The 23,452-nt window shown below is 59.2% G+C and carries 23 protein-coding genes; 11 read left to right on the top strand and 12 right to left on the bottom strand.

The features are described 5' to 3' along the window. Window positions 1–135: 135 nt before the first annotated feature. The 3 genes from AB4O01_RS09800 to AB4O01_RS09790 all read right to left on the bottom strand — a co-directional run bounded on the left by AB4O01_RS09800 (window position 136) and on the right by AB4O01_RS09790 (window position 2,115). Window positions 136–537, bottom strand: coding sequence for an ExbD/TolR family protein (locus tag AB4O01_RS09800; protein WP_093433931.1), 402 nt, complete (start codon window positions 535–537; stop codon window positions 136–138). Further along, window positions 537–1,223 carry a MotA/TolQ/ExbB proton channel family protein gene (locus AB4O01_RS09795; RefSeq protein WP_371748312.1) on the bottom strand — a complete coding sequence of 229 codons (687 nt, stop codon included), beginning with the start codon at window positions 1,221–1,223 and terminating at the stop codon, window positions 537–539. Before AB4O01_RS09795 ends, AB4O01_RS09800 begins: the two co-directional genes overlap by 1 nt. A gap of 67 nt (window positions 1,224–1,290) precedes the next feature. After that, a complete protein-coding gene (locus AB4O01_RS09790) occupies window positions 1,291–2,115 on the bottom strand; it encodes an energy transducer TonB (protein WP_460091521.1) in 825 nt (274 codons plus the stop codon). Window positions 2,116–3,228: 1,113 nt separating this feature from the next. On the opposite strand from AB4O01_RS09790, the gene AB4O01_RS09785 reads away from it, so the two are divergent. Further along, window positions 3,229–3,852, top strand: a complete 624-nt coding sequence (locus AB4O01_RS09785) for a glutathione S-transferase (protein WP_460091519.1) — start codon at window positions 3,229–3,231, stop codon at window positions 3,850–3,852. Window positions 3,853–3,979: 127 nt separating this feature from the next. Here the strand turns inward: AB4O01_RS09785 and AB4O01_RS09780 are convergent, their stop codons facing one another. Continuing rightward, window positions 3,980–4,420 carry a CBS domain-containing protein gene (locus tag AB4O01_RS09780; RefSeq protein ID WP_008084932.1) on the bottom strand — a complete coding sequence of 147 codons (441 nt, stop codon included), beginning with the start codon at window positions 4,418–4,420 and terminating at the stop codon, window positions 3,980–3,982. A 198-nt stretch (window positions 4,421–4,618) separates the two neighbouring features. On the opposite strand from AB4O01_RS09780, the gene AB4O01_RS09775 reads away from it, so the two are divergent. Further along, on the top strand, window positions 4,619–6,979 hold the full coding sequence (locus AB4O01_RS09775; protein ID WP_460091518.1) for a DNA polymerase II: 2,361 nt from the start codon (window positions 4,619–4,621) through the stop codon (window positions 6,977–6,979). Here the strand turns inward: AB4O01_RS09775 and AB4O01_RS09770 are convergent. The 3 genes from AB4O01_RS09770 to AB4O01_RS09760 form a co-directional block, all read right to left on the bottom strand. Then, window positions 6,944–7,414: a DUF1810 domain-containing protein gene (locus AB4O01_RS09770; RefSeq protein WP_460091517.1), complete on the bottom strand. Its 471-nt coding sequence runs from the start codon at window positions 7,412–7,414 to the stop codon at window positions 6,944–6,946. The two genes, AB4O01_RS09775 and AB4O01_RS09770, sit on opposite strands and share 36 nt — an antisense overlap. 25 nt (window positions 7,415–7,439) lie before the next feature. Further along, window positions 7,440–8,261 carry an aldo/keto reductase gene (locus AB4O01_RS09765; RefSeq protein ID WP_460091515.1) on the bottom strand — a complete coding sequence of 274 codons (822 nt, stop codon included), beginning with the start codon at window positions 8,259–8,261 and terminating at the stop codon, window positions 7,440–7,442. 184 nt (window positions 8,262–8,445) lie between these two features. Continuing rightward, window positions 8,446–9,594: an aldose epimerase family protein gene (locus AB4O01_RS09760; protein WP_460065197.1), complete on the bottom strand. Its 1,149-nt coding sequence runs from the start codon at window positions 9,592–9,594 to the stop codon at window positions 8,446–8,448. Between the two features lie 278 nt (window positions 9,595–9,872). Here AB4O01_RS09760 and AB4O01_RS09755 point away from each other — a divergent pair, with 278 nt between their 5' ends. The 3 genes from AB4O01_RS09755 to AB4O01_RS09745 all read left to right on the top strand — a co-directional run bounded on the left by AB4O01_RS09755 (window position 9,873) and on the right by AB4O01_RS09745 (window position 13,050). Beyond that, window positions 9,873–10,622: a hypothetical protein gene (locus tag AB4O01_RS09755; RefSeq protein ID WP_099756712.1), complete on the top strand. Its 750-nt coding sequence runs from the start codon at window positions 9,873–9,875 to the stop codon at window positions 10,620–10,622. Window positions 10,623–10,818: 196 nt separating this feature from the next. After that, window positions 10,819–12,033, top strand: a complete 1,215-nt coding sequence (locus tag AB4O01_RS09750; RefSeq protein ID WP_460091513.1) for an MFS transporter — start codon at window positions 10,819–10,821, stop codon at window positions 12,031–12,033. A 231-nt stretch (window positions 12,034–12,264) separates the two neighbouring features. Further along, window positions 12,265–13,050, top strand: a complete 786-nt coding sequence (locus AB4O01_RS09745) for a sulfite exporter TauE/SafE family protein (protein ID WP_034154648.1) — start codon at window positions 12,265–12,267, stop codon at window positions 13,048–13,050. Window positions 13,051–13,161: 111 nt separating this feature from the next. Here AB4O01_RS09745 and AB4O01_RS09740 read toward each other — a convergent pair whose 3' ends face one another. Further along, window positions 13,162–13,626 carry a GNAT family N-acetyltransferase gene (locus tag AB4O01_RS09740; protein ID WP_460091510.1) on the bottom strand — a complete coding sequence of 155 codons (465 nt, stop codon included), beginning with the start codon at window positions 13,624–13,626 and terminating at the stop codon, window positions 13,162–13,164. Between the two features lie 208 nt (window positions 13,627–13,834). On the opposite strand from AB4O01_RS09740, the gene AB4O01_RS09735 reads away from it, so the two are divergent. Beyond that, window positions 13,835–14,398 carry a DUF4174 domain-containing protein gene (locus tag AB4O01_RS09735; protein ID WP_320337551.1) on the top strand — a complete coding sequence of 188 codons (564 nt, stop codon included), beginning with the start codon at window positions 13,835–13,837 and terminating at the stop codon, window positions 14,396–14,398. Between the two features lie 155 nt (window positions 14,399–14,553). Here the strand turns inward: AB4O01_RS09735 and AB4O01_RS09730 are convergent, their stop codons facing one another. Continuing rightward, entirely contained in the window at window positions 14,554–15,687 is a 1,134-nt protein-coding gene (locus AB4O01_RS09730; protein WP_460091509.1) for an AAA family ATPase, read from the bottom strand. Between the two features lie 472 nt (window positions 15,688–16,159). Here AB4O01_RS09730 and AB4O01_RS09725 point away from each other — a divergent pair, with 472 nt between their 5' ends. Then, window positions 16,160–16,486 carry a DUF6124 family protein gene (locus AB4O01_RS09725; protein WP_093433978.1) on the top strand — a complete coding sequence of 109 codons (327 nt, stop codon included), beginning with the start codon at window positions 16,160–16,162 and terminating at the stop codon, window positions 16,484–16,486. A 16-nt stretch (window positions 16,487–16,502) separates the two neighbouring features. Next, a complete protein-coding gene (locus tag AB4O01_RS09720) occupies window positions 16,503–16,769 on the top strand; it encodes a hypothetical protein (protein ID WP_093433981.1) in 267 nt (88 codons plus the stop codon). A gap of 63 nt (window positions 16,770–16,832) precedes the next feature. Here the strand turns inward: AB4O01_RS09720 and ampC are convergent, their stop codons facing one another. Then, window positions 16,833–17,999, bottom strand: a complete 1,167-nt coding sequence (ampC, locus tag AB4O01_RS09715; protein WP_460091507.1) for a class C beta-lactamase — start codon at window positions 17,997–17,999, stop codon at window positions 16,833–16,835. A 160-nt stretch (window positions 18,000–18,159) separates the two neighbouring features. Between ampC and AB4O01_RS09710 the strand changes: the two genes are divergently transcribed. Further along, complete coding sequence (locus AB4O01_RS09710) at window positions 18,160–19,032, top strand: LysR family transcriptional regulator (protein ID WP_093433987.1); 873 nt, start codon at window positions 18,160–18,162, stop codon at window positions 19,030–19,032. A gap of 124 nt (window positions 19,033–19,156) precedes the next feature. Here AB4O01_RS09710 and gudD read toward each other — a convergent pair whose 3' ends face one another. After that, window positions 19,157–20,500, bottom strand: coding sequence for a glucarate dehydratase (gene gudD, locus AB4O01_RS09705; RefSeq protein WP_122597342.1), 1,344 nt, complete (start codon window positions 20,498–20,500; stop codon window positions 19,157–19,159). A 39-nt stretch (window positions 20,501–20,539) separates the two neighbouring features. Then, on the bottom strand, window positions 20,540–21,886 hold the full coding sequence (locus AB4O01_RS09700) for an MFS transporter (RefSeq protein ID WP_186624143.1): 1,347 nt from the start codon (window positions 21,884–21,886) through the stop codon (window positions 20,540–20,542). A gap of 346 nt (window positions 21,887–22,232) precedes the next feature. On the opposite strand from AB4O01_RS09700, the gene AB4O01_RS09695 reads away from it, so the two are divergent. Both AB4O01_RS09695 and AB4O01_RS09690 read left to right on the top strand, forming a co-directional pair. Next, window positions 22,233–22,946 (top strand): FadR/GntR family transcriptional regulator, encoded by a 714-nt coding sequence (locus AB4O01_RS09695; RefSeq protein ID WP_093433993.1) that lies wholly within the window; start codon window positions 22,233–22,235, stop codon window positions 22,944–22,946. A gap of 92 nt (window positions 22,947–23,038) precedes the next feature. Then, window positions 23,039–23,269, top strand: coding sequence for a hypothetical protein (locus tag AB4O01_RS09690; protein WP_460091505.1), 231 nt, complete (start codon window positions 23,039–23,041; stop codon window positions 23,267–23,269). Window positions 23,270–23,452: the final 183 nt, after the last annotated feature.

Here is a 23,452-nt window from a genome sequence, read left to right as displayed (position 1 = left end):
GCGTGCGGAAAACCACTTTCTTCAAGCAAGCCGATCCCCTCCGAAGACGCGTGGCGTTTTTTCGGTCGGCCGTTTACGACGGGATTCGGTCAGCGGTGCCAGACGCGTGTTTTCAGTACGCGGCCGCCACCGCACTCAGTGGGTGGTCATCACCGAAATCTTGGTAATGCCCGAGCGTTCGATCGACGCCATTGCTTTCGCCACCTGGCCGTAATTGACGGCGGAGTCGGCCTGCAACTGCACGCGCACCTCGCTGTCCTTGGCCTTGACCTCTTTGAGGCTGGCTTCCAGCGATTCCGGGGCTAGCTCGGTTTTCGCCAGATAGAACTTGCCGTCCTGATCGACGCTGACCACCACCGGATCTTTCTTCTCGGCGGGGGCGACAGCGTCGGTTTTCGGCAGGTTGACCTTGATCGCGTTGGTCATCAGCGGCGCGGTGACGATGAACACCACCAGCAGCACGAGCATCACGTCAACCAGTGGCGTGACGTTCATTTCGCTGAGCACTTCATCGCTGTCTTGAGTGGAAAAGGACATCAGCTGGCCTCCCGCACGGCGGCCGTGGTTTTGCTGGCGATGGCCTGACGGCTGATGGAAAACGCACTGCGCGAGGCGAGGGCGTCGAAGTCATGGGCGAAGTCGTCCATGTCTGCCGAAGCGAGTTTCAAACGACGCAGGAAGAAGTTGTAAATCAGCACCGCCGGTACGGCGACAGCGATACCGACGCCGGTGGCGATCAACGCGTGACCGATGGGACCGGCGACCGCTTCCAGGCTGGCCGAACCGGTTTCGCCGATGCTTTTCAGCGCTTCCATGATTCCCCACACGGTGCCGAACAAACCAATGAACGGCGCGGTGCTGCCGATACTGGCGAGGATCGCCTGGCCGTTTTCCAGCGAGCGGCGTTCCTTCTGGATCTGCTGGCGCAGATTGCGTTCCAGGCGATCCGAACGGTTGATGGTGTGCGCCAATTGCTGGGTGGTACGCGGCGAATCTTCCACCAGCAGCGCTTCGAAACCGCTGCTGGCGATACGCGCCAGCGAGCCCGGATACTGGCTGGCGTGTTCGGCGGCGGTGAGCAGATCCGGCGCGCCCCAGAAGGCTTTGCTGAATTGTTTGTTCTGCGCTTTCTGCCGCAGGTACTGCGCCGACTTGACCAGCAGGATCGCCCAGCTGACCACGGAAAACAGCACCAGACCCCAGAGCACGCCGGGGACAATCATCGAAGACAAATCGTTCATGGTGACACCTCGCTTGCGTTATTCGGTTGTGCGTTGATTGAGCGTTCGGTTATTGCGGCAATTTGAAATCGATGGTCTGGGTGGCGAAGCCGTCGATCGGCGTATCACCGCGTTTGGCCGGAATAAACTTCCAGTTCTTCACGGCGGCGACGGCGGCGTCATCCAGTTGCGGTTTGCCGCTGGATTTGGTCACCGTCACCGTGCCGGCGCGACCGTTGGCGAGTACCTGAATGCGCAGCACCACGCTGCCCTCCCAGTTGCGACGCAGTGCCAGCGACGGGTATTCCGGCGGCGGATTGCCAAGGCTGGCGAGACCGGAAATCGCTGCCGACTCCTTGACCGGACCCGGCGCGGCGGCGGGGGCTGGCGGTGCGCTCGGGGGGGCCGGAGCAGCAGGCGCGGCAGGTTGTGCCGGAGCGGGCGGCGCTTTCGGTGGCTCGACCTTTTTCACCGGTTTCGGCTTCTCGACCGGTTTCGGTTTTTCGATCGGCTTGGGTTTCTCCACCGGTTTCGGCGGCGGCTTGACCGCGTCCTCGTCTTCCACCGGTTGTTCAGGTTCCGGCGGCGGTGGCGGAGGAGGCGGTGGTGGCGGTTCCGGTGTGGGCGGTGCCGGTGGCGTCGGGCTGGTCAGCTCGACGGTCATTTCCGGAATCTGCGGTGGCGTTGGCAATGGCTCTGTTTTGGATTGCTGGAGAAACCACCAGGCGCCGCCGTGTATCAGCGCCGACACAGCCACCAGCAACAGCATCTGCTGTTTATTCAGACCGCCGGGTTGCGAAGTGTTGGCTTTAAACGCCGGCCTGCCCGGAGGCGGCGGAATTGGCGCTTCCCGCAACGACCCCGGCAGGGTTCTGTGCTTTACCGCATCGTTCATTAAAGCTCCCTCGGGTTGATGAAGGGCAATAAGGTGCCGTCCGAACATCCAGGAGATGTTCGAGTGGGTGGGTGCAACTTTCTTCAAGGTGAGCAGAAGCCGATAGTTGAACTATCCGATTAACAAGGCTTGTGCAAACTTACTGGCTTGGCGTCATCGACTTTGAGTGTTCATTGGCCATTCCCTGGTTGTTCTTCTATTGCGTAAGACAACGGTCGGTGTCTCATGCTTGTTACACATAGCAACCGCTGTGCCAGATATTGCTGAAATGTAGAGTGCGTATTTCATGAGTGTTACCCATGTCGCATTTATATAAGTTTTAACCTTGTCGTGGTTTTTCCATGGCGCGCAGATTGCCGTTACTCCGGTCGAGGGAGCTTTTTCACAGGCGAGTCAGGCTGTACGCGCAATCCCGCTGAAAGGCGGGATAGAGCGGCGTCGTGACTTGCGGCCTAGGCACTTGCTGGTGCGCGGCGGACCGAATTGGTGCGGGTCAATGTTTTAGCGGCTCACGGGGCATGTTCCTTGTTGTTGGTTAAATGAAATCACTGTTTGAAGTATTGAATAGTTCAAATCCGTGGAGCAGTTTTGGTGCACTTGAAGTGGCGCTGAAAGTTATTGTTCGACAATCCTGCTGTCGTTCAATGCGCACTGCGTTTGCGTAGTAACTGTCCGAGTCTTATTTAAAAAATAAATAGCACGCTGCCGTCGGCCAATAACTCATTGGCGAACGCAGTGCGCTGTCGAGGTGTCAGGTAATAAAGTAAGTGTGAAGGCAGCCGGGACTGTTCGGATGAACTCGGCGGCGAACGGATAAATGCAAAGAGGCTGTGATGCGGCAGAGCGTTTGAAGATTCACGCGGTGAACTCCTTGTTGCCAGCTCGGATACGCGAACTTTTGGTTCGGTATCGCACCTTACAAGAACGCGGATAGCGTTCGATGAATGCTCTTGGTGCGGGATGGGCACCGCCAGCGCTGTTTTGCGAGGTTTGAATTCGCAAGTCGCGAGTGCATGGGAAAACCGTGCCAAAGCCGATACACAGGCAGATTATTTCTACATCCACGCTACAGCCATCTACCCTGTGGCAATGGCTTTTTCGGGGGGATTGGATATGTACCAGCTCTATGGGCACAGAAATTCAGGCGCGGCGGCCATCGAAGCGGCGCTGGAACTGTGCCAGATCGCTTACCGTTTCATTGATGTCGAAGCCAGCACCGAAGCTGCCGAGGCGTTGGCGCAGCTCAATCCACTCAAGCAGATACCGACCTTGCAACTGCCCGACGGCAGCGCCATCACCGAGAGCGCGGCGATCCTGATTCATCTGGGCCTGACATTTCCCAAGTCCGGCCTGCTGCCAGCCAAGGCGAATGATCGTGATCAGGCGATTCGCGGCCTGGTCTATATCGTCAGCAACTGCTACGCGGCGATCGGCGTCATCGATTATCCGGAGCGCTGGCTGCTGATGCCCGACGAAGCCTCGCGGCAGAATCTGGTCGCCGGCGCGCGCGAGCGTTTGCACTGGAGTTGGGAGGTGTTTGCCGACCAGTTTTCTGCAGAGTTGTATCTGGATGACGAAACGCCGGGAGCGCTGGATGTGCTCGCGGCAGTGGTGACACGCTGGGCGGGCAGTCGCGAGCATTTGCGCCAGGCGCGACCGGGGTTTTATGCGTGGCTGCAGCGGATTGACCGGCATCCGGTGCTGGCACCGGTCTTCGCCCGGCATTGGCCGTCCTGACCGCTAAAGAACCCTGTGGGAGCGAGCTTGCTCGCGAAAGCGGTGGGTCAGAAAAACAAGCGTCGACTGATACTCCGCCTTCGCGAGCAAGCTCGCTCCCACAGGGGTAGGGGATGATCCTGAAGGATTATTCCCCGCGAATGTACTGCTCCAGCTGCTTGATCAGCTCCGCCTGTTCGGCAATGGCTTCCTTGACCAGGTCACCGATCGACAGCAAGCCGATCAACTTGCCGTTCTCCACCACTGGCAAGTGGCGCAGGCGTTTGTCCGACATGATCCCCAGGCAGGTGTCGACGGTTTGATGGGTGTCGACGGTGATCACGTTCGCCACCATGATATCGCGCACCGGCGTGCCCACGGATGAGCGGCCATGCAGCACCAGTTTGCGTGCGTAATCGCGTTCGCTGATGATGCCGACCACCTTATCGTCTTCGACCACCAGCAAGGCGCCGACGTTTTTCTCGGCCATCTTCATCAGCGCTTCGAGCACCATGTGATCAGGCTTGATCTGGTGCACTTCCTGATTTTTCTGATCTTTGAGCTTGAGCAGTTGGGCGACGGTCTTCATGGCGGTTACTCAGGTGTTGTCGTTGTTCTCCAAGCATCGTAGACGCAAGCGCGCAGGGCAAGGTGGCAAAGCGGCAGATAACACGCAAAAAACGTCATTCGCCGGTTTTTTCCGGGGTTGGCGCCGATTTATCGCCAGAGTCATGCCACGCAATGCCGCGTAGAATGCCCCTCTGATTCAATTTCCGAGGTTGCAGTGGTGGATTTACCGCAGGGCTTCGTCCTGACCCGGCATTGGCGCGATACCGCGGCCGGCACCGAAGTCGAGTTCTGGCTGGCGACCGACGCCGGGCCGCGCCGTGTGCGTTTGCCGCATCAGCCGTCGGTGGCGTTTATTCCCGCCGAGCAGCGCGCAGCGGCCGAACGTCTGCTGCACGACGAGAAGAATGTCGAACTGCGCCCGCTGGCCTTGCAGGATTTCGAACATCGCCCGGTACTCGGTCTGTATTGCCAGCAACACGGCCAGTTGATGCGCCTGGAAACCGCGCTCAACCGCAACGGGGTCGACGTCTACGAAGCCGACGTGCGCCCGCCGGAGCGCTATCTGATGGAGCGCTTTATCACCGCACCGGTGCAGTTCAGCGGCACGCCCGATGCCAACGGCGTATTGCTCAACGCCCAGCTCAAACCTGACCCCGATTATCGACCGAAGCTGCGCCTGGTCTCGCTCGACATCGAAACCACCGAAACCGGTGAGTTGTATTCGATCGCCCTCGAAGGTTGCGGCGAACGTCAGGTATACATGCTCGGCGCGCCGAACGGCGATAACAGCATCGTCGATTTCGACCTCGAATACTGCGACTCGCGCACCATCATTCTGAAGAAGCTCAATGACTGGTTCGCGCGCCACGACCCCGACGCGATCATTGGCTGGAACGTCGTGCAGTTCGATCTACGCATCCTCCACGAACACGCGCGGCGCCTCGGCGTGCCGCTGAAGATCGGCCGTGGCGGCGAAGAAATGCAATGGCGCGAACACGGCAGCCGCAATCACTACTTCGCCTCGGCGGCGGGACGGCTGATCATCGATGGCATCGAGTCGCTGCGTTCAGCGACCTGGAGCTTCCCGTCGTTCAGTCTGGAAAACGTCGCCCAGACCCTGCTCGGCGAAGGCAAGTCCATCGACAACCCGTACCAGCGCATGGACGAAATCAACCGCATGTTCGCCGAGGACAAACCGGCGCTGGCCAAGTACAACCTCAAGGACTGCGAACTGGTCACGCGGATCTTCGCCAAGACTGAATTGCTGACCTTTTTGCTCGAACGTGCCAGTGTCACCGGATTGCCGGCGGACCGCAGTGGCGGCTCGGTGGCAGCATTCACGCATCTGTACATGCCGTTGATGCACCGCCAGGGTTTTGTTGCGCCGAACCTCGGCACTAATCCGCCGCAGGCCAGCCCCGGCGGGTTTGTCATGGACTCGCAACCGGGCTTGTACGAATCGGTGCTGGTGCTTGATTACAAGAGTCTGTATCCGTCGATCATCCGTACATTCCTGATCGACCCGGTCGGCCTGATCGAAGGCTTGCAACACCCGGATGACGCCGACTCGGTGCCGGGCTTCCGTGGTGCGCGGTTCTCACGCACCCGCCATTGCCTGCCGTCGATCGTCTCGCGCGTGGCCGAAGGTCGTGAGACCGCGAAACGTGAGCACAACGCGCCGCTATCGCAGGCACTGAAGATCATCATGAACGCCTTCTACGGCGTGCTCGGCTCCAGCGGCTGCCGCTTCTTCGATACGCGGCTGGCGTCATCGATCACCCTGCGCGGTCACGAGATCATGCTGCGCACGCGCAAGCTGATCGAAGAGCAGGGCCATGCAGTGATCTATGGCGACACCGACTCGACGTTCGTCTGGCTGCGTCGCCCGCACGGACAGGAGGAGGCGGCGAGCATCGGTCATGCGCTGGTCAAGCATGTCAACGATTGGTGGCGCGCGCATGTGCGTGATGAATATGGCCTGGAAAGCGCCCTCGAACTGCAATTCGAAATTCACTACAAACGCTTCCTGATGCCGACCATTCGCGGCGCGGAGGAGGGCAGCAAGAAACGTTATGCCGGTCTGGTCACCCGTGCCGACGGCAGCGATGAAATGGTCTACAAAGGTCTGGAAACCGTGCGTACCGACTGGTCGCTGCTGGCCCGGCAATTCCAGCAGGAACTCTACGAGCGGATTTTCCAGCGCAAGCCCTATCAGGATTACGTGCGCGACTATGTGCGCAAAACCCTAGCGGGCGAATTCGATGATCGACTGGTTTACCGCAAGCGCCTGCGCCGCACCCTCGACGATTACGAACGCAACGTACCGCCGCATGTGCGTGCGGCGCGGCTGGCCGACGACTACAACGCGCAGCACGGGCGCCCACGGCAATACCAGAACGGCGGCTGGATCAGTTACGTCATCACCCTGGCCGGCCCGGAGCCTTTGGAAGTGCGCCGCGCCGCCATCGACTACGACCACTACATCACCCGGCAACTACAACCGGTGGCAGATGCGATTCTGCCGTTTGTCGACGACGATTTCTCAACCCTGATCGGGGGGCAACTGGGTCTGTTTTGAGTCGAGCAACTGCAGCGTCCATTCATCGAGAATGCCGTGGAAGTAGCGCTCCAGCGCCTGATTGAACACGCTGTCTTCAGCGGCAAATTGAGCGAACAGGGTCATCGAGGAATGAAATTTCAGGTCATCGGGATGGCCGAAAATCTCCGCGATCGAGCGCTGTGGCACATTAAGCACAAGCTGCGTGCAGGTGCGTAGTCGGGCGCCGAGCAGCTCGTGGGACAGATAGGCCCGGGCTTCCTCGGCTGAACCGATGGCGTAGCGCCGGGACATTTCACTGCCGCCCAGGCCGGCGAACTGCGGGAAGACAAACCACATCCAGTGGCTGCGCTTGCGGCCCTCATCGAGCTCGCGTTGCACGCGCTCGAACACCGGGTCCTGAGCCTGGACAAAACGTTGCAGGTTGAACGGGTCGTACTGATCAGTGCTTCTCATCGCGAAGCCCTCGCCAGCCGCTGGCTCAAACCATGGCCAGCCGCTGCTTGCGTTGTGGCGCTTGAAACGCCTGGTCCAGCGCCGCCAGATCCCCGGCCTCCAGTTGCAGTTGCGCGGCTTGTGCATTGAGTTGCACGTGTTCCGGTCGCACAGCCTTGGGAATCGCAATCACACCATCCTGACGCAGAATCCACGCCAGCGAAACCTGTGCGGGGGTTACACCATGACGAGCGGCAATCTCATTCAGCAGCGGTTCAGCCAGCATCGCGCCGCCCTGGCCGATCGGACAGTAGGCCATCAGCGGCAGGCGCTGGTGTTGGCACCACGGCAGCAGATCGAATTCGATACCGCGCTCTTCCAGGTTGTACAGCACCTGATTGGTCGCGCAGGCGGAACTGGAGAGTTCTTCGAGATCGTCGACATCGAAATTCGACACGCCCCAACGGCCGATCTTGCCGTCCTCGCGCAGGCGTTCGAAGGCCTCGACGGTTTCTTCCAGCGGATACTGGCCGCGCCAGTGCAACAGATAGAGGTCGATGTAATCGGTGTCGAGCCGGCGCAGGCTGCGCTCGCAAGCTTGCGGGATGCCCTTGCGGCTGGCGTTGTGCGGGTAGACCTTGCTCACCAGAAACACCTGATCGCGCAGGCCGGCAATGGCTTCGCCAACCACGCTTTCGGCGCCGCCCTCGGCGTACATTTCGGCGCTGTCGATCAGGGTCATGCCCAGCTCGATACCGCTGCGCAGTGCTGCCACTTCACGCTTGTGCGCCGAGCGGTCTTCGCCCATGCGCCAGGTGCCCTGGCCAATGATCGGAACCTGGACGCCGGCCAGTTCGAGGGTACGCATGCAAACCTCCTTGCTGAATGTGTCGATACCTTTTAGTGGGCAGCAGGATAGACCAGATCGTTCCCACGCTCTGCGTGGGAATGCAGCCCGGGACGCTCCGCGTCCCTTCGCGAGCTGGAACGCGGAGCGTCCCTTGAGGCATTCCTTTGCTGCGCGTGGGAACGATCAGGTACGGCGGGGCGAGTTATTTTGCGGAGAACTTCAACACCACGCTGTGGCTGTAAGCCTGCCCCGGATCAAGCCGAGTACTCGGGAAGTCCGGCTGATTCGGTGAATCCGGATAGTGTTGAGTCTCCAGGGTAAACGCGCCCCAGTGCGGATACACCTTGCCACCCTTGCCCTTGACCGTACCGTCGAGGAAGTTGCTGGTATAGAACTGCACACCCGGTTCCGTGGTGAACAACTGCAGAACACGACCGGACTGCGGATCACTCACCTCAGTCGCAACTTTGCCGATATCACCCTTGGTATCCAGCGCCCAGTTGAAGTCAAACCCACCCTGTTTCGGCTCAGCGAATTTCAGCTGCGGATGATCAGCCTTGATGTGCGTGCCAATCGCCGTCGGTTTGCTGAAGTCCATCGGTGTGCCGGCCACGGGCGCCAGTTCGCCGGTCGGGATCAGTTTGGCGGTGACCGGGGTGTAATGGCTGGCGTGCAGGGTGGCGACCTGTTTGAGGATGTCGCCATTGCCAGCGCCGGCGAGGTTGAAATAGCTGTGGTTGGTCAGGTTGAGCACGGTCGGTTTGTCGGTGCTGGCCTTGTAGTCGATGCGCAGTTCGTTGTTGTCGGTGAGGCGATAGGTCACCTCAGTAGTGAGGTTGCCGGGGAAACCCATTTCGCCGTCCGCCGACAGATAGGTCAGGGTCACGCCGACGGAATCCTTGTCCTTGGTTTCCTGGGCTTTCCAGACTTTCTTGTCGAAGCCCTGTGGGCCGCCGTGCAGCGCGTTGGTCTTGTCGTTCTGCGGCACTTGATAGCGCTTGCCGTCGAGTTCGAAGGCACCTTCGGCGAGGCGATTGCCGAAGCGGCCGATGGTTGCGCCGAAGTAGGCGGTGCCTTTCTGGTAACCCTGGACATCATCGAAGCCGAGCACGACGTCGTCGAACTTGCCGTGCTTGTCGGCGACTTTCAGCGATTGCAGGGTCGCGCCGTAGGTGATGACGGTGGCTTGCATGCCGTGGCTGTTGCGCAGGATGTATTGCTCGACGGGCGTGCCGTCATTGGTTTTGCCGAAAGCTTTGTGTTCGGCGCTGAGGCCGGCCGCGTTGGCGGAAAGGGTGGCGATCATCAGGGACAGTCCGAGGCCGGAGAGCAGGTGACGGGATTGAAGCATGGTTGACCTTCCTTTTTGTTGTTGTTTTCGAAAGCGGCGTTCTATCGGTATGTTGATCACCGAAAAAACAAAGTAGTCATACTAAATACTCAGCAAGTGAAAATTTATAGCTGATTAATCGTTTATTTCAACAATAAAGACAGACTAAATTGCAGGTCGTAGTAGGTGCAAGGACGACCGGGCATTCGGTGCACTGCACTTTTTCGCAATCGGCGGCTCTATCCATGGCCAGGATGCGGTGACTCCCGCCGCACAGGAATGTGCCTGTTCGAGATTTCATGCCGAGAGCTTTTGCCCTGATCGCTGCTTTTTTCCGCCGCCCGTGCCTGTTGCTGGCCTGTTTGTCGTCGCTGCTGTTCAGTGGTTGCAGTCACCAGGACGGCAACGGCTTCTTCAATCAGATGCGTGAAGGGCAGCCGCAGGAGTTCCTGCAGACCAGCGTCGACCGCATGGCCACGTTGGCGATGCGCGACAACCTCAGCAGCCTCTATCGCTTGCAAGCCAAGCTGTACCTGCGCAACCCGGACGAGCTGCGCAAGTCAGGGTTTCTCAACATCCATGCTGCGGTGAAACAGGTGCGGATGGCCGTCGAGCAGCAACAGCCGCTGCCGGTGCTGGGTGGTCGCAAGGATCTGGCGGCGCTGAGCTATGCGATGAGCCCGGAGTTTCTTGGTGACCGCGTCGGCGCATTCATCTATGCGATCGGCAGCATGCTGGTCACCGCCCATGGCAATCGCACTGAGTTCTACATGACCGATGCGATCAACCCGACGTTCGTTCACAACGCTGCACGCAATATCGAAAAAGCCACGTGGATTTTGTCCCAGCGGCAGAACAAGGAAGGGCAGCCGCTGCTGTTTTCCAATGAGATCTCGGAGGAGGGCAGCAACCTGAGCTTCGCCACCGAATTCGGCAAAATCGTCGCGCGGCTGGACCTGATCACGCAGATGCTTGATGAGCGTTACCGGCGGATCGGCCTCAACTACGCGCAAAGTCTGCTCTTCCTGAATTTCCTGCCGGTGCAGTGAGTTCCACGAGAACCTGGGGAGTGCAGAGATCCAATGTGGGAGCGAGCCTGCTCGCGAACGCGGTGGATCAATCAACACTTCAGTGCCTGAAAGAGCGCATTCGCGAGCAGGCTCGCTCCCACATTGATCGAATAGTGAAGGTTGTTTTTGTATACAATCCGTCACCGCTATTGATCAAAATGGAGCCGCCCCCGTCATGACCGACCCCGCCAGCGCCGATTTCAGCCGCGTCGACCGCACCGCCCGTGCGGACAAACTGCCCTATGCCGCGTTGCTGGCGTTCGCCATGACCGGGTTCATCGCCATTCTCACCGAGACCCTGCCTGCCGGGCTGCTGCCGCAAATCGGTGCCGGGCTCAACGTCAGCGAAGTGTTCGCCGGGCAACTGGTGACGCTGTATGCACTGGGTTCGATTGTCGCGGCGATTCCGCTGACCGTCGCCACACGCGGCTGGCCTCGGCGCCGGGTTTTATTGATGACGGTCGGCGGGTTTCTGATATTCAACACCGTCACCACGTTCTCCAGCCATTACGGTCTGACCTTGGCTTCGCGCTTCCTCGCCGGGATGGCGGCGGGGCTGTCGTGGGGGATCATGGCCGGGTATGCGCGCGGCATTGTGCCGGTGCATCAACAGGGTCGAGCACTGGCGATTGCCATGCTTGGCACCCCGGTGGCGCTGTCACTGGGCACGCCGGCGGGGACGTGGCTGGGCAATCTGATCGGCTGGCGTGCGTCGTTCGGGATCATGTCGGCGCTGGCTCTGGTGCTGGCCGCGTGGATCGTGATCGCGGTGCCGGATCGTCCGGGGCAGGCCAGTGACGAGCGTCTGCCGCTGCTCGAATCGCTGCGCCTGCCGGGTGTGCGACCGGTGTTGTTCGTGGTGCTGACGTGGATGCTCGGGCACAACATTCTCTACACCTACATCGCGCCGTTTCTAATGCAGGCTGGACTGGCTGACCGGGTTGATCTGGTGTTGTTGGTGTTTGGCCTGTGTTCGCTGGGCGGGATCTGGATCATCGGTCTGCTGGTGGATCGCTGGTTGCGCTGGCTAACGCTGATCAGCCTTGCGGTGTTTGCGCTGACGGCATTGGTCTTGGCGCTGGCGGCGCCGTCACCGCTGGTCATTTATGCCTGCATGGCAGTGTGGGGCCTGTCGTTTGGTGGCTCGGCCACGTTGCTGCTGACCTCGGCGGCGGACTCGGCCGGTGAACATGTCGATGTGGTGCAAGCCATGCTCACCACGTCCTGGAACGTAGCGATTGCCGGCGGCGGCTTGTTTGGCGGGTTGTTGCTGGATCGGGCCGGGGCGATGTCGTTTCCGTGGGCGTTGCTGATTTTGTCGCTGATCGCGCTGGCCACAGTCTGGATCAACAAACACCACAGCTTCAAACCGGGTCGAAGGGTGCATTAACTCTGGAAAGCACCGCTTCACCCTGTGGGAGCGAGCTTGCTCGCGAAAGCGGTGGGTCATTCAATTTACCTGTCGACTGACACAACGCCTTCGCGAGCAAGCTCGCTCCCACAGGGATAATTGTGGTGAGTTCGATATGGCATAACGATAGACCGCATCGATATATGTGGTTATAAGAAAAATCGCTATGCTGCGGGCCAGATTTTTCCTGTCGTTTTTCTGGACGGTTTAATGGAATTGGCAAATTTCGGCCTGGTGATTGCCGGGCTGGTGGTGGGTTTTATTGTCGGCATGACCGGTGTCGGCGGTGGTTCGTTGATGACGCCGATCCTGCTGTGGTTCGGCATCAACCCGGCAACGGCGGTGGGCACTGACCTGCTGTACGCCGCCATTACCAAATCCAGTGGCGTCCTCGTCCATCGCAAAAACAAGAACATCGACTGGGCCATCACCGGTTGGCTGACCCTCGGCAGTGTGCCGGCGGTGGCCATGACCTTGTGGTTCCTCAGCACCCTGCACACCGCGCCGGACGCGATGAACGCCATCATCAAGCAGGCGCTGGGCTTCGTCCTGTTCGCCACGGCGCTGGCGATCTTCTTCAAGAAACGCTTGCTCGACTTCGCCCACAAACGCGCCGGCGGCAATTACAACCCGAGCGGTTCGCGCCTGAACGTGATGACTGTGATCACCGGTCTGATTCTCGGCACCATGGTCGCCCTGACCTCGATCGGCGCGGGCGCCCTGGGCACCGTTGCGCTGTTCATCCTCTATCCGCTACTGCCGACCCGCCGTCTGGTCGGCACAGAAATCGCCCACGCCGTGCCGCTGACCCTGGTTGCAGGCCTCGGCCACGCGAGCATGGGCAATATGGATTGGGGTGTGCTGGGCTTCTTGCTGGTCGGCTCGTTGCCGGGCATCTGGCTCGGCAGCCATCTGACCGGACGCATCTCCGATGAAGTGCTGCGCCCGTGCCTGGCGACGATGCTGGTGCTGATCGGCTACAAACTGGCGTTCTGATCCGGCCCCGCCAAATACGGTCTCATGTAGGAGTTGCCGCAGGCTGCGATCTCTTGATGTTGTTTTTAAAGATCAAAAGATCGCAGCCTGCGGCAGCTCCTACGGGGGTTCTTACCGGCGGATGGCGTATTTCATCACCGTCACCGGCAAACCGTCGTACACCAGCTCTTCAACCACTTCCCAACCCAGCCGTGCGTACAGCGACTGCGACGTGTCGGTGTACAGATACAACTCAGGCACACCCAGCGCCGCCGCTTCTGCAACCACTCGATTGACCAGTTGCGAAGCAATCCCGCGACCGCGTTCCTCAGCCTTCACATAAACGCCTGCCAGCCACGGCGTCAGGTTCGGTCGCAGCTTCAGATCGCTTTCGATCAGCAGCGCGCCGCCCAGCAAACGTGAACCCTCAAGCGCTACCACCACGCTGGGCACTGCGCCTTTGCCGCAGGATTCGCGCATGTGTTCGATACGGTCCTCGACGGTTTGCCCGGGGCGAAACTCGCCCCACTCCTTGAAGTTGAGCGTGGCCAGTTCTTCGATCAATTCGCGGTGATCGCACAGGTAATCGATGTGCATGCGGCTGAACTCCATTTCATGGGCAGAACTACCACCCTAATGCGGTCATAAAAGGTAATCAAATCCGCGTTGCGATCACCTCGGATATGTTGCGCAATGTCGCGCCTGTCCTAAGCTTCTGACTAGGCGGAAGATATTTGCCGGGTTGTCCCGGAACAATCGCCACGATGCGCAATCATTAGAGCGTGGATATCAAAAGGAGATGCGCATGCTCATCAGGTCATTGACCCTGACACTCTTGCTGGCGATTGCCGGCCCCTTGTTCGCCGCTGACAACGATTCGCCCATCGCCGGAGACATGGGCCGCGCCCGACCGCTGATCGTGATCGCACAAAGCACGGTCGACCCCGTGTGGGTAAGCCTGAAAAAGTCGCTGGAAGACCCCGCGAACAAAAAAGGCGTAGCCGACCGCAACATCAAGGTCTACACCATCCTCAACATGTCCGGCCAGCTCGACGGCAAGGACATGGGCCAGCAAGACACCATGGCGCTGCTGCGCTCGCTGAAACTGGGCGCCGGGGCGTATCCGAAAGTGTTCCTGGTGGGCAAGGACGGCGAGACCAAACTCTCGGCTTCGGGGGATGAAGCGAAGGCAGTGGATTTGAAGAAAATCTTCGACACCATCGATGCCATGCCGATGGCCGAGAAGGAAGCAGCCGCTGCGGCTCAGGTGCCGGTCGCTGCTACGCCGGAACCTGCCAAAGGCACGAAGAACGCGAAGCCGACCAAGCCTGCGAAACCGAGCAAGCCGCCGGAAATGCCGGATGATTGATCGCGCTGTCACTGAATAAAACGCGTCCCCTGTAGGAGTGAGCCTGCTCGCGATAGCGGTGTATCAGTCACCATCAGCGTTGACTGATACACCGCTATCGCGAGCAGGCTCACTCCTACATATTTGCGGACACCGAAGCCCTCACAGTAACCTGTCTACCCACGGCTATCGCCCTCATCAAGCAGGTAAACCAGCACACCTTTGGTATCACCTACGACCAATGGAGAATGCGTGGTCAACACGAACTGGCAATTGGGAAAGGTCGTGCTTAATTGCGCTATCAGACCGAGCTGCCATTGCGGATCCATGCGCAATTCCACATCGTCGATCAGAACAATGCCGTCGCCGTGCAGCGGGTTGTCCATCGATGGATTCATCATCGCCAGACGTCTGGCCATGTCACCCACCAACGCAATCATCGACTTTTCGCCAAGCGAGAGCTGAGTGACATTGAATGTCGCGCCATGCTTGTCGATAGCCATATGCAAGTGCGGTTTGCGTTGCACGCGCAGGTTAGTGAAATCCGGCATGAATGCGGTGAGGGCCGAACGAACGGCAGTCAATTGGCGATCGCGAGTGGAGGCTTTCACATTGGCCAGCGTTTTCCAGGCGTCGCTGTCAGTACCGAATTTTTCCGCCATTTCGGCCAGTGCGGTATCGGAAATCCCGTCTTCGTTTTCGCTGTCTTCGCGTTCGCGGAACCATTCGAAAAAACTGCCAAAATCGTCACCCCCGTGAAAACTGGTGTCGTAGCCGTCGAGTTGATCGAAGGCTTGTTTGCCGCTGATTTTCAGCGGGACTTCTAAAACGCAACGTTCGGCCGGGTAATAAGCGATCAGCGGGAGTGAGGCACTATCGTCGGCGGTGAGTTGAGTGCGGTAGTGGTCTGCAAGCAGTCTGACTTCGTTTAAATATCCACGGCCCGAAACAGCACCTTCTTGGCGACTTCGGGCAGCGCCCCATACGAACAATTCGTTTTCGGAACCGGCACCACTCTCAGCTGCGCGCGGATGTGAAACGTCGGTGATGCCAATCGAGAGGACAGCTCCTGAGGCGCCGTTGCGAATATCTTCATCGACAAGGTATTTGCCATTGCCTTTATTGGAGCGAATTTTTGCGATCAGCCAGCTCAGACAAATATTCAGGGATTTGAGAATGGTGGTTTTTCCGCTGCCGTTGTTTCCCACCAGCACCGTGATGTTCGAACGGTGTGTTGGGGTAGGGGCAAACTGAATATCCATGTCGCCAAAGTGTCCGACATCCGCAAGTTTCAAACTTTTGATTTCCATCACTGCGCCCTTCGAATGACTGTTTTTTGCCCGACGCCATCCTCGTCCAGAGATTGACTCGATGCAGTGTAGATACAACAAATTCATTCGCTAATACAAAGTCGTTGCAGCATGTGCCGGCCGAAATGTCTTACACAAAGCTCCTTCGGGTCTCGCGGATTTTTCCTGCAAGTCGCGGCGGCGGTGGTGAACTGGTGGGGTTGGGAGAGGAGGGATAGTCTTCTTGGGCCGCTGCAAAACACAGTGGTCGGATGTGGAAGTCCGGTGATTCCCGAGAGCGCGTTGCGCCTGTAAACACATGTTGGTGGTTTTTATGCCAACATTGTTTGCTTATGGCAGCGATGCGCAGGAGCACTCTCGAGTGCACCGGGTTCCTCGGGTTTCCCCGGACTTCCACCCCTGCGCAAAGCTGCCACCCTCTCGTGGAAGTGAGTTCGGCAGTTTTTTCTTTGAATGTCCCGAGGATTTACTAATGAAAAAACACACTCCAAGTCCCCCCGAATCCCCCATGGATTCAGGGTCCTTCGACGCCAACAACCCCCGCTTACGCAACCCCCGTCACCCCGATCCCATCAGCCACCTCTTCACCATCCTCCCCGATATCGATACGCCCACGCTGCTCTGCCACGCTTGCGAAACCCTCGCTTCATTGAACGTCCTGACCACCGACCTGGCCGCTGAACTGCAAGGTTCGCCGCGTAGCCTTGCCTTGTCGATTCAGCAGTTGGCCGTACTCGGCGAGTTGCTGGTCAACCGAGCGCTGGACAATCTCGATCCACCGGCGGCGACGCAACATTGAACAGGGAGGTTCAAACATGGCGCGATACATTCCGATTACCGGGATCGACTGCAAGATTCCTGCTCTGCTGATCGACCGCGAGGCGCCGGTGGATGTGCTGCATGGCACGGCGGCTTACCGTTTGCGCTGTGTGACGCAATTGATGGAGACACTGGCGCTCGGTGACGGCAAGGGCCACGACGCATTACTGCTGCAGGATTTCGCCCGGGTGATGGCGATCCCGTTGCGGGACAGTTGCGACTTGATGGATGTCATCGGCTGGAAGTTGCAGGCGCAGCTTTAAAGGCTGAAACGAAAAAGGGCGACCTCGAAAGGTCGCCCATTTTTATTGTCTGACGCGAAACTTTTAATCGGCGACAGCACTGAGAATCTTATGGGCGATCTTCACCCGTTCAGGAATCGGGAAGTTCTTGTTGGCCATGATCACGATGCCAACATCCTTGCTCGGTACAAACGCCACGTAAGTCCCGAAACCACCGGTAGAGCCGGTCTTATTGATCAGCACGCCATGCGGCTGCGGTTGCGGCGGGTTCAGCCACTGCACCTTGTGCGCCTCCATGGCCATTTCCGTCGAGTTGCCGGCGAGCAAATGCTCGAGACTGATCGGATAACGGTACATCTCCCAACCCAAACCTTGAGTCATATCGCCTACCGTGTAGTACCCGGTGTGGGTGTTGGCGATGGTTTTTTGCAGGGAGGCTTCCAGCGCTTCAGGTTTCAGGTTGGCCTGCACGTAACGCAGCATGTCCACCGCGCTGGTTTTCACCCCGTAGGCCTGCGAATCCAGGGCGCCGGGGGTGACGCGCACCGGTTTGCCGTTCTTGTCATAGCCCTGCGCATACAGGTCCATTTGCGCGGCCGGCACGCTGAGGTAGGTGTGCTGCAAACCGAGTTTAGGCAGCAGGGTTTGGGTCATCGCCTGATCAAACGGCTGGCCGAGGCTCTTCGCCGCCAGATAACCGAACAATCCAAGGCTTGGATTTGAATACTGGCGATGACTGCCTGCCGGATAAACCGGTTTCCACTGTTGGAAATAGCCGAGCATCTTGTCAGACGAATCCGCACTGTCCGGGAATTGCAGCGGCAAACCGCCGGCGCTGTAGGTGCCCAGTTGCAGCACGCTGATGTTATCGAAGGCGCTGCCTTTCAGCTCAGGCCAGAGCTGACTGGCCTTGGTCGACAGATCGAGTTTGCCCGTCGCCAGGGCGTAACCGGCGAGGGTGGCGGTGAAGGTTTTGCTCACCGAGCCGATTTCGAACAGGGTGTTTTCGCTGACTTTCTGCCCGGTGTCTTTACTGGCGACGCCGTAGTTAAAGTAATGCGCCTTGCCGTTGATGGTCAGTGCTACGGTCAGGCCGGGAACGTTCTGTTGCTGCATCACCGGCGTCACCGCTGCGTTGACCAGCGCTGACAGTTGCGCATCGTCGGGCACGGCGGCGAAGCAGGCACTGGTGCCGAAGAGCAGACCGAAAGCGGCGCAGGAAATGACTTTGCTCGATTGAATGGATGACATGAATGAACCACTCTCCATGAGTGTTGATGACGGTATCCCGCTACACTGCGGGCAATTTCTGTGTTTGGCGACTGATCAGCGCCGCCAATTTATTCAGCGCGACCCTAATCTACAAACGATGAAAACTCGCACGAGCCATTAGAAAAATTTGGGACTGGGCATGATTCGACCGCAATTGCCGCTCAACGCGCTGCGTGCCTTTGAAGCGTCCGCGCGTCATTTGAGTTTCACTCGCGCGGCCGTGGAGCTGTGCGTCACGCAAGCGGCTGTCAGCCATCAGGTGAAAAGCCTCGAGGCGCAACTCAACGTCACCCTGTTCAAACGCCTGCCCCGTGGGCTGATGCTGACCAGTGAGGGTGAAACCTTGCTGCCGGTGCTGAGCACCTCGTTCGATCACATCGCGCAGATTCTGGAACGCCTCGCTGGCGGACAGTACCGCGAAATGTTGACCGTTGGCGCGGTGGGTACGTTCGCCGTGGGTTGGTTGTTGCCGAGGCTGGCGGACTTCCGGACGAAACATCCGCTCATAGATTTGCGGCTGTCGACCAACAACAATCGCGTGGATGTCGCCGCTGAGGGTTTGGATTACGCCATTCGCTTCGGTGCCGGGGCGTGGCATGGCATTGAGGCGACGCGTTTGCTCGATGCGCCGCTGTCGGTGTTGTGCGTGCCGGAGATCGCTCGGCAATTGCAATCGCCGGGGGATTTGCTGCAACAAACGCTGCTGCGTTCCTATCGCACCGATGAATGGCCGGAATGGTTTCAGGCGGCCGGGTTGGCGACCCAGGCTGCGCCACCGCAAAGCATTGTGTTCGACTCGTCGCTGGCGATGATGGAAGCGGCGTTGCAGGGCAGTGGGGTGGCGTTGGCGCCACCAATGATGTTCGCCCGGCAACTGGCGGCGGAGGCGATTTGTCAGCCGTTTGCGATTGAGATTACGACGGGGAGTTACTGGTTGACGCGGTTGCAGTCGCGTCCCGAAACGGCGGCGATGACAGCGTTCAAGGAGTGGCTGTTACAGGCTTCCGTCTAGCGTAAACCCTGTGGGAGCGAGCTTGCTCGCGAAAGGGGCAGGTCAGTCAACATTACTGTTTATGACACACCGCATTCGCGAGCAAGCTCGCTCCCACAGGGGCAGTGGTGGATTGGAGATCAGGTTAGCGCACCAGACACGGCCGCTTGTTATCGAACTTCCACCCCGGAATCAGAAACTGCATCGCCACGCTGTCATCCCGCGCGCCGAGGCCCATGCCTTTATATAGCTCATGAGCCTTGGCCACCTGGTCCATGTCCAGCTCGACACCCAGCCCCGGTTTTTTCGGCACCTGCACCAGACCATCGACGATTTGCAGCGGCGCCTTGGTCAACCGCTGGCCGTCCTGCCAGATCCAGTGGGTGTCGATCGCGGTGATCTCGCCCGGTGCGGCGGCAGCGACATGGGTGAACATCGCCAGCGAGATATCGAAGTGGTTGTTGGAATGCGAACCCCAGGTCAGGCCCCACTCATGGCACATTTGCGCCACACGCACCGATCCCTGCATGGTCCAGAAATGCGGGTCGGCCAGCGGAATGTCCACCGACTGCAACTGGATCGCATGACCCATCTCACGCCAGTCAGTGGCGATCATGTTGGTGGCGGTTTTCAGCCCCGTGGCACGACGAAACTCGGCCATCACCTCTCGACCGGAATAACCGTTTTCCGCGCCGCACGGGTCTTCGGCGTAGGCGAGCACCTGATGCTGATCGCGGCACAGGCGAATGGCTTCTTTCAGTGACCACGCGCCGTTCGGATCGAGGGTGATGCGCGCATCAGGAAAGCGTTCGGCCAGCGCTGTGACCGCTTCGATTTCGGCATCGCCACTGAGAACGCCGCCCTTGAGTTTGAAGTCCTTGAAACCGTATTTCGCGTGGGCCGCTTCGGCGAGGCGCACCACGGCTTCGGCGGTCATGGCCTTCTCGTGACGCACGCGGAACCAGTCGTTGTCGGCGTCCGGTTCGCTGCGGTAGGCGAGGTCGGTTTCGCGCTGATCACCGACGTAAAACAGATAACCGAGCATCTTCACTTCGTCGCGTTGCTGACCTTCGCCAAGCAGTGCCGCCACCGGTACATCGAGATGCTGACCGAGCAGATCGAGCAGGGCGGCTTCAAGACCGGTGACCGCGTGAATGGTGATGCGCAGGTCAAAAGTCTGCAGGCCACGGCCACCGGCATCGCGGTCGGCGAAGGTCTGGCGCACTTGATTGAGGATCTTCTGATACGTGCCGATCGGGCTGCCGACCACCAGGCTGCGCGCGTCTTCCAGGGTCTGGCGAATACGCTCGCCACCGGGTACTTCACCGACGCCGGTGTGGCCGGCGTTGTCCTTGAGGATGACGATATTGCGGGTGAAAAAAGGCCCGTGGGCGCCGCTCAGATTGAGCAGCATGCCGTCGTGGCCGGCCACCGGGATGACTTGCATGTCGGTGATGATCGGGGCTTTGGCGGTGTCGTGTGCGGTCATGTTCTTATCCTTTTAATACGCAATCTTTAACAATGGACGTCAGGCGTGTTTCGGCGCGGTCTCGACCACGGCGATGTCGGCAGCAGGTTTCGGTGTGGTGCGCGCGAAGAAGACGATGATCGCGGCGATGATCGAGGTCGCGGCCAGCCCGTAGAGGCCGCCCTGAATCGAGCCGGTGTGTTCTTCGAGCAGGCCGAACGTGGTTGGCGCGACGAAGCCGCCAAGGTTGCCCACCGAGTTGATCAGCGCGATCACCGCTGCGGCGATGCGGGCATCCAGATAGGCCTGTGGGATCGGCCAGAACAGCGATGAGGCGGATTTGAACCCCAGCGCAGCAAAGCAGATCGCGACGAAAGCGAAGATCGGCCCGCCGGTGGTGGACATGAACATCCCCGCAGCGGCGATCAACAGGGCGGTGGCGACCCACGCCTGTTGGTGTTTCCACTTGGCCGAGAACGAGGCGAAGGCGTACATGCCGATGATCGACAGCAACCACGGAATCGAGTTGAACAGGCCGACCTGGAAGTCGCTCATCTCGCCCATTTTCTTGATGATGCTCGGCAGCCAGAAGGTTGCCGCGTAAATGGTCAACTGAATGAAGAAGTAGATCAGGCAGAACAGGATGATCTGGCGGTCCTTGAGCAGTTTGCCCATCGATGGCCGGATCGGCGTCGCGGCTTCGCGGGCCTTCTGTTCAGCATCGATGGCGTTGACCAATGCATCCTGTTCGGCGCGGGTCAGCCATTTCGCGTCGTGGGGTTTGGCGTCGAGCCAGAACCAGACGAACACGCACAGGCACACGGAAAACATCCCTTCAATGAAGTACATCCATTGCCAGCCGTGCATGCCCAGCCCGTTGATTTGCAGGAGCAGACCGGACAACGGGCCGGAGATCAACGAGGCCACGGCGGAGCCGCTGAGGAAGATCGCAATCGCCTTGCCGCGTTCGGCGCCGGGCAACCAGCGGGTGAAGTAGTAGATCACCCCGGGAAAGAACCCTGCCTCGGCCACGCCGAGCAAAAAGCGCAGTACATAGAAGTGGGTTTCGTTCTGGATGAAGGCCATGCCGGCGGCGACCAGACCCCAAGTGAACATGATGCGGGTCAGCCAGATGCGTGCGCCGACTTTCTGCAGCAGCATGTTGGAGGGGACTTCGAACAGCGCGTAACCGATGAAGAACAGGCCGGCGCCGAAGCCATAAGCGGCGGCACCAATACCGAGGTCATGTTCCATGTGAGTGCGGACGAAACCGATGTTCACTCGGTCAATGTAATTGACGATGAACATGATCACGAAAAGCGGCAGGACGTGGCGTTTCACTTTCGAGATGGCCGACGCGAGTGTCGAATCGACGCCCTCGTTCATCCCGGAGACGGAGGTTTTCACTTGTTTTTCTCCCACTGATTATTTTTATGCGGGGTAGGGCAGGTGTTGCGTTTTTGCTAGACATCATACAACTGAGAAATTTTGTCCGACAAGTAGGGTTGGCCGATTATTTTTCTCTGGGATGCCGGTTTTTTATGCTTTGTTGCGTTAATGATCAATGTTTGCTGGGTTTTTTAAGGCGTAGAACATCGCGTCACCCCCAGGGAAACACGGTTCTGTTTGTCAGGAATGTTTGAAGGTATTTCCGTTTATTTGAGTGTTGTCATACAAGTTGAGCCGCTAAACTCAATTTCGTCATCCCCGCAGGATGCTACGATCCACAAGCCCCCGATCACCGGAACCGATCATGCAAGAAGACCTCGACGCTCCCGCCCGTAAACGTGCGCACAACCTCGCCCATGACCTGGTGGAGAAGCTCACGCAAAGCATCCTGCTCGGTCAGCTGTCGCCCGGCGACAAGCTGCCGTCAGAGAATTCCATCGTTCAGGAACACGGGGTCAGCCGCACGGTGGTGCGCGAGGCGATTTCCAAGTTGCAGGCTTCCGGGCTGGTGGAGACGCGCCACGGCATCGGCACCTTTGTCATCGAGCGTGTTGCGGAGCAGGGCTTACGCCTGAATGTCGACACGGCGCTCGGTGTGCGCAGCATTCTCGAACTGCGTCTGGGCCTGGAAACCCAAGCGGCGGCGCTGGCGGCGCAGCGGCGCACGGAAGCGCAAGTGCTGCAGATGCGTCAGGCGCTGGATGACTATCAGCGGCTGCTCGACAACAACGACAGTTGCGTCGAAGCGGATCGGCGTTTTCATCTGCTGATCGCCGAGGCCACCGGCAATGTTTGCTTCAGCGAGATCATGCAGCACCTGGGCAGCGCGATGATTCCGCGTCATCGCCTCAATGCTGCTGAACGTGGCGCGGCGGATCTGAGCAAACTTGGGCAACTGGCCCATCTGGAACATGAGGCGATTCTGAATGCGATCAAGCGTCAGGATGCGGACGCCGCGCGCGCGGCCATGTGGCTGCATCTGACCAACAGCCGCGACCGGTTTTCCGCGCGGGGCTGATGGCCGTTGGTCTGTTCGGTAGCACGCCGTGCACAGGGCTGATTCCAAGTTGTACGGCCCGGGTATTCCGGACCTCCTGAGTGAGGTGCGTCATGGCTAACGATTTGCTGTTTCAGGGTGGCGTGCTGCCCACCGATTCGACCCGGCCGCTGCCCGGTACCGATGAACCGACACTGGCTGATCATGATTCTCCAATGGGGATGCCCCCGGGGCGCGATCCCTTGAGCGATGCCGACCGACCCAACGACTGGAAAGATCCGGGGGCGGATGAAGATGTGCCGCCGGCGGATGAGCCGACGCCTCTTTCCGATGATCGGCGCTGAATCCTGGTTGTTGTGCTGGATTTACCGTCCCCTTCGCGAGCAGGGAAGCGCGTCCCAATGTGGGAGCGAGCCTGGCGATGTTGCGGGAAGAGTCTGTTTTCGTAAGCTTCCCTCACCCCAGCCCTCTCCCGGAGGTAGAGGGGGCCGACCGAGATGTCTTGCGTTATATATCGACCTGAACAA

This window comes from Pseudomonas sp. S2_E02, assembly GCF_054668355.1.
This window is presented reverse-complemented; position numbering and strand designations above follow the sequence as displayed.

Excerpts from the sequence above, each read along its gene's own strand:
- AB4O01_RS09800 (WP_093433931.1), bottom strand. The coding sequence starts at position 537 with ATGTCCTTTTCCACTCAAGACAGCGATGAAGTGCTCAGCGAAATGAAC.
- AB4O01_RS09795 (WP_371748312.1), bottom strand. The coding sequence starts at position 1,223 with ATGATTGTCCCCGGCGTGCTCTGGGGTCTGGTGCTGTTTTCCGTGGTC.
- AB4O01_RS09790 (WP_460091521.1), bottom strand. The coding sequence starts at position 2,115 with ATGAACGATGCGGTAAAGCACAGAACCCTGCCGGGGTCGTTGCGGGAA.
- AB4O01_RS09785 (WP_460091519.1), top strand. The coding sequence starts at position 3,229 with ATGTACCAGCTCTATGGGCACAGAAATTCAGGCGCGGCGGCCATCGAA.
- AB4O01_RS09780 (WP_008084932.1), bottom strand. The coding sequence starts at position 4,420 with ATGAAGACCGTCGCCCAACTGCTCAAGCTCAAAGATCAGAAAAATCAG.
- AB4O01_RS09770 (WP_460091517.1), bottom strand. The coding sequence starts at position 7,414 with ATGAGAAGCACTGATCAGTACGACCCGTTCAACCTGCAACGTTTTGTC.
- AB4O01_RS09765 (WP_460091515.1), bottom strand. The coding sequence starts at position 8,261 with ATGCGTACCCTCGAACTGGCCGGCGTCCAGGTTCCGATCATTGGCCAG.
- AB4O01_RS09760 (WP_460065197.1), bottom strand. The coding sequence starts at position 9,594 with ATGCTTCAATCCCGTCACCTGCTCTCCGGCCTCGGACTGTCCCTGATG.
- AB4O01_RS09755 (WP_099756712.1), top strand. The coding sequence starts at position 9,873 with ATGCCGAGAGCTTTTGCCCTGATCGCTGCTTTTTTCCGCCGCCCGTGC.
- AB4O01_RS09750 (WP_460091513.1), top strand. The coding sequence starts at position 10,819 with ATGACCGACCCCGCCAGCGCCGATTTCAGCCGCGTCGACCGCACCGCC.
- AB4O01_RS09745 (WP_034154648.1), top strand. The coding sequence starts at position 12,265 with ATGGAATTGGCAAATTTCGGCCTGGTGATTGCCGGGCTGGTGGTGGGT.
- AB4O01_RS09740 (WP_460091510.1), bottom strand. The coding sequence starts at position 13,626 with ATGCACATCGATTACCTGTGCGATCACCGCGAATTGATCGAAGAACTG.
- AB4O01_RS09735 (WP_320337551.1), top strand. The coding sequence starts at position 13,835 with ATGCTCATCAGGTCATTGACCCTGACACTCTTGCTGGCGATTGCCGGC.
- AB4O01_RS09730 (WP_460091509.1), bottom strand. The coding sequence starts at position 15,687 with ATGGAAATCAAAAGTTTGAAACTTGCGGATGTCGGACACTTTGGCGAC.
- AB4O01_RS09725 (WP_093433978.1), top strand. The coding sequence starts at position 16,160 with ATGAAAAAACACACTCCAAGTCCCCCCGAATCCCCCATGGATTCAGGG.
- AB4O01_RS09720 (WP_093433981.1), top strand. The coding sequence starts at position 16,503 with ATGGCGCGATACATTCCGATTACCGGGATCGACTGCAAGATTCCTGCT.
- ampC (WP_460091507.1), bottom strand. The coding sequence starts at position 17,999 with ATGTCATCCATTCAATCGAGCAAAGTCATTTCCTGCGCCGCTTTCGGT.
- AB4O01_RS09710 (WP_093433987.1), top strand. The coding sequence starts at position 18,160 with ATGATTCGACCGCAATTGCCGCTCAACGCGCTGCGTGCCTTTGAAGCG.
- gudD (WP_122597342.1), bottom strand. The coding sequence starts at position 20,500 with ATGACCGCACACGACACCGCCAAAGCCCCGATCATCACCGACATGCAA.
- AB4O01_RS09695 (WP_093433993.1), top strand. The coding sequence starts at position 22,233 with ATGCAAGAAGACCTCGACGCTCCCGCCCGTAAACGTGCGCACAACCTC.
- AB4O01_RS09690 (WP_460091505.1), top strand. The coding sequence starts at position 23,039 with ATGGCTAACGATTTGCTGTTTCAGGGTGGCGTGCTGCCCACCGATTCG.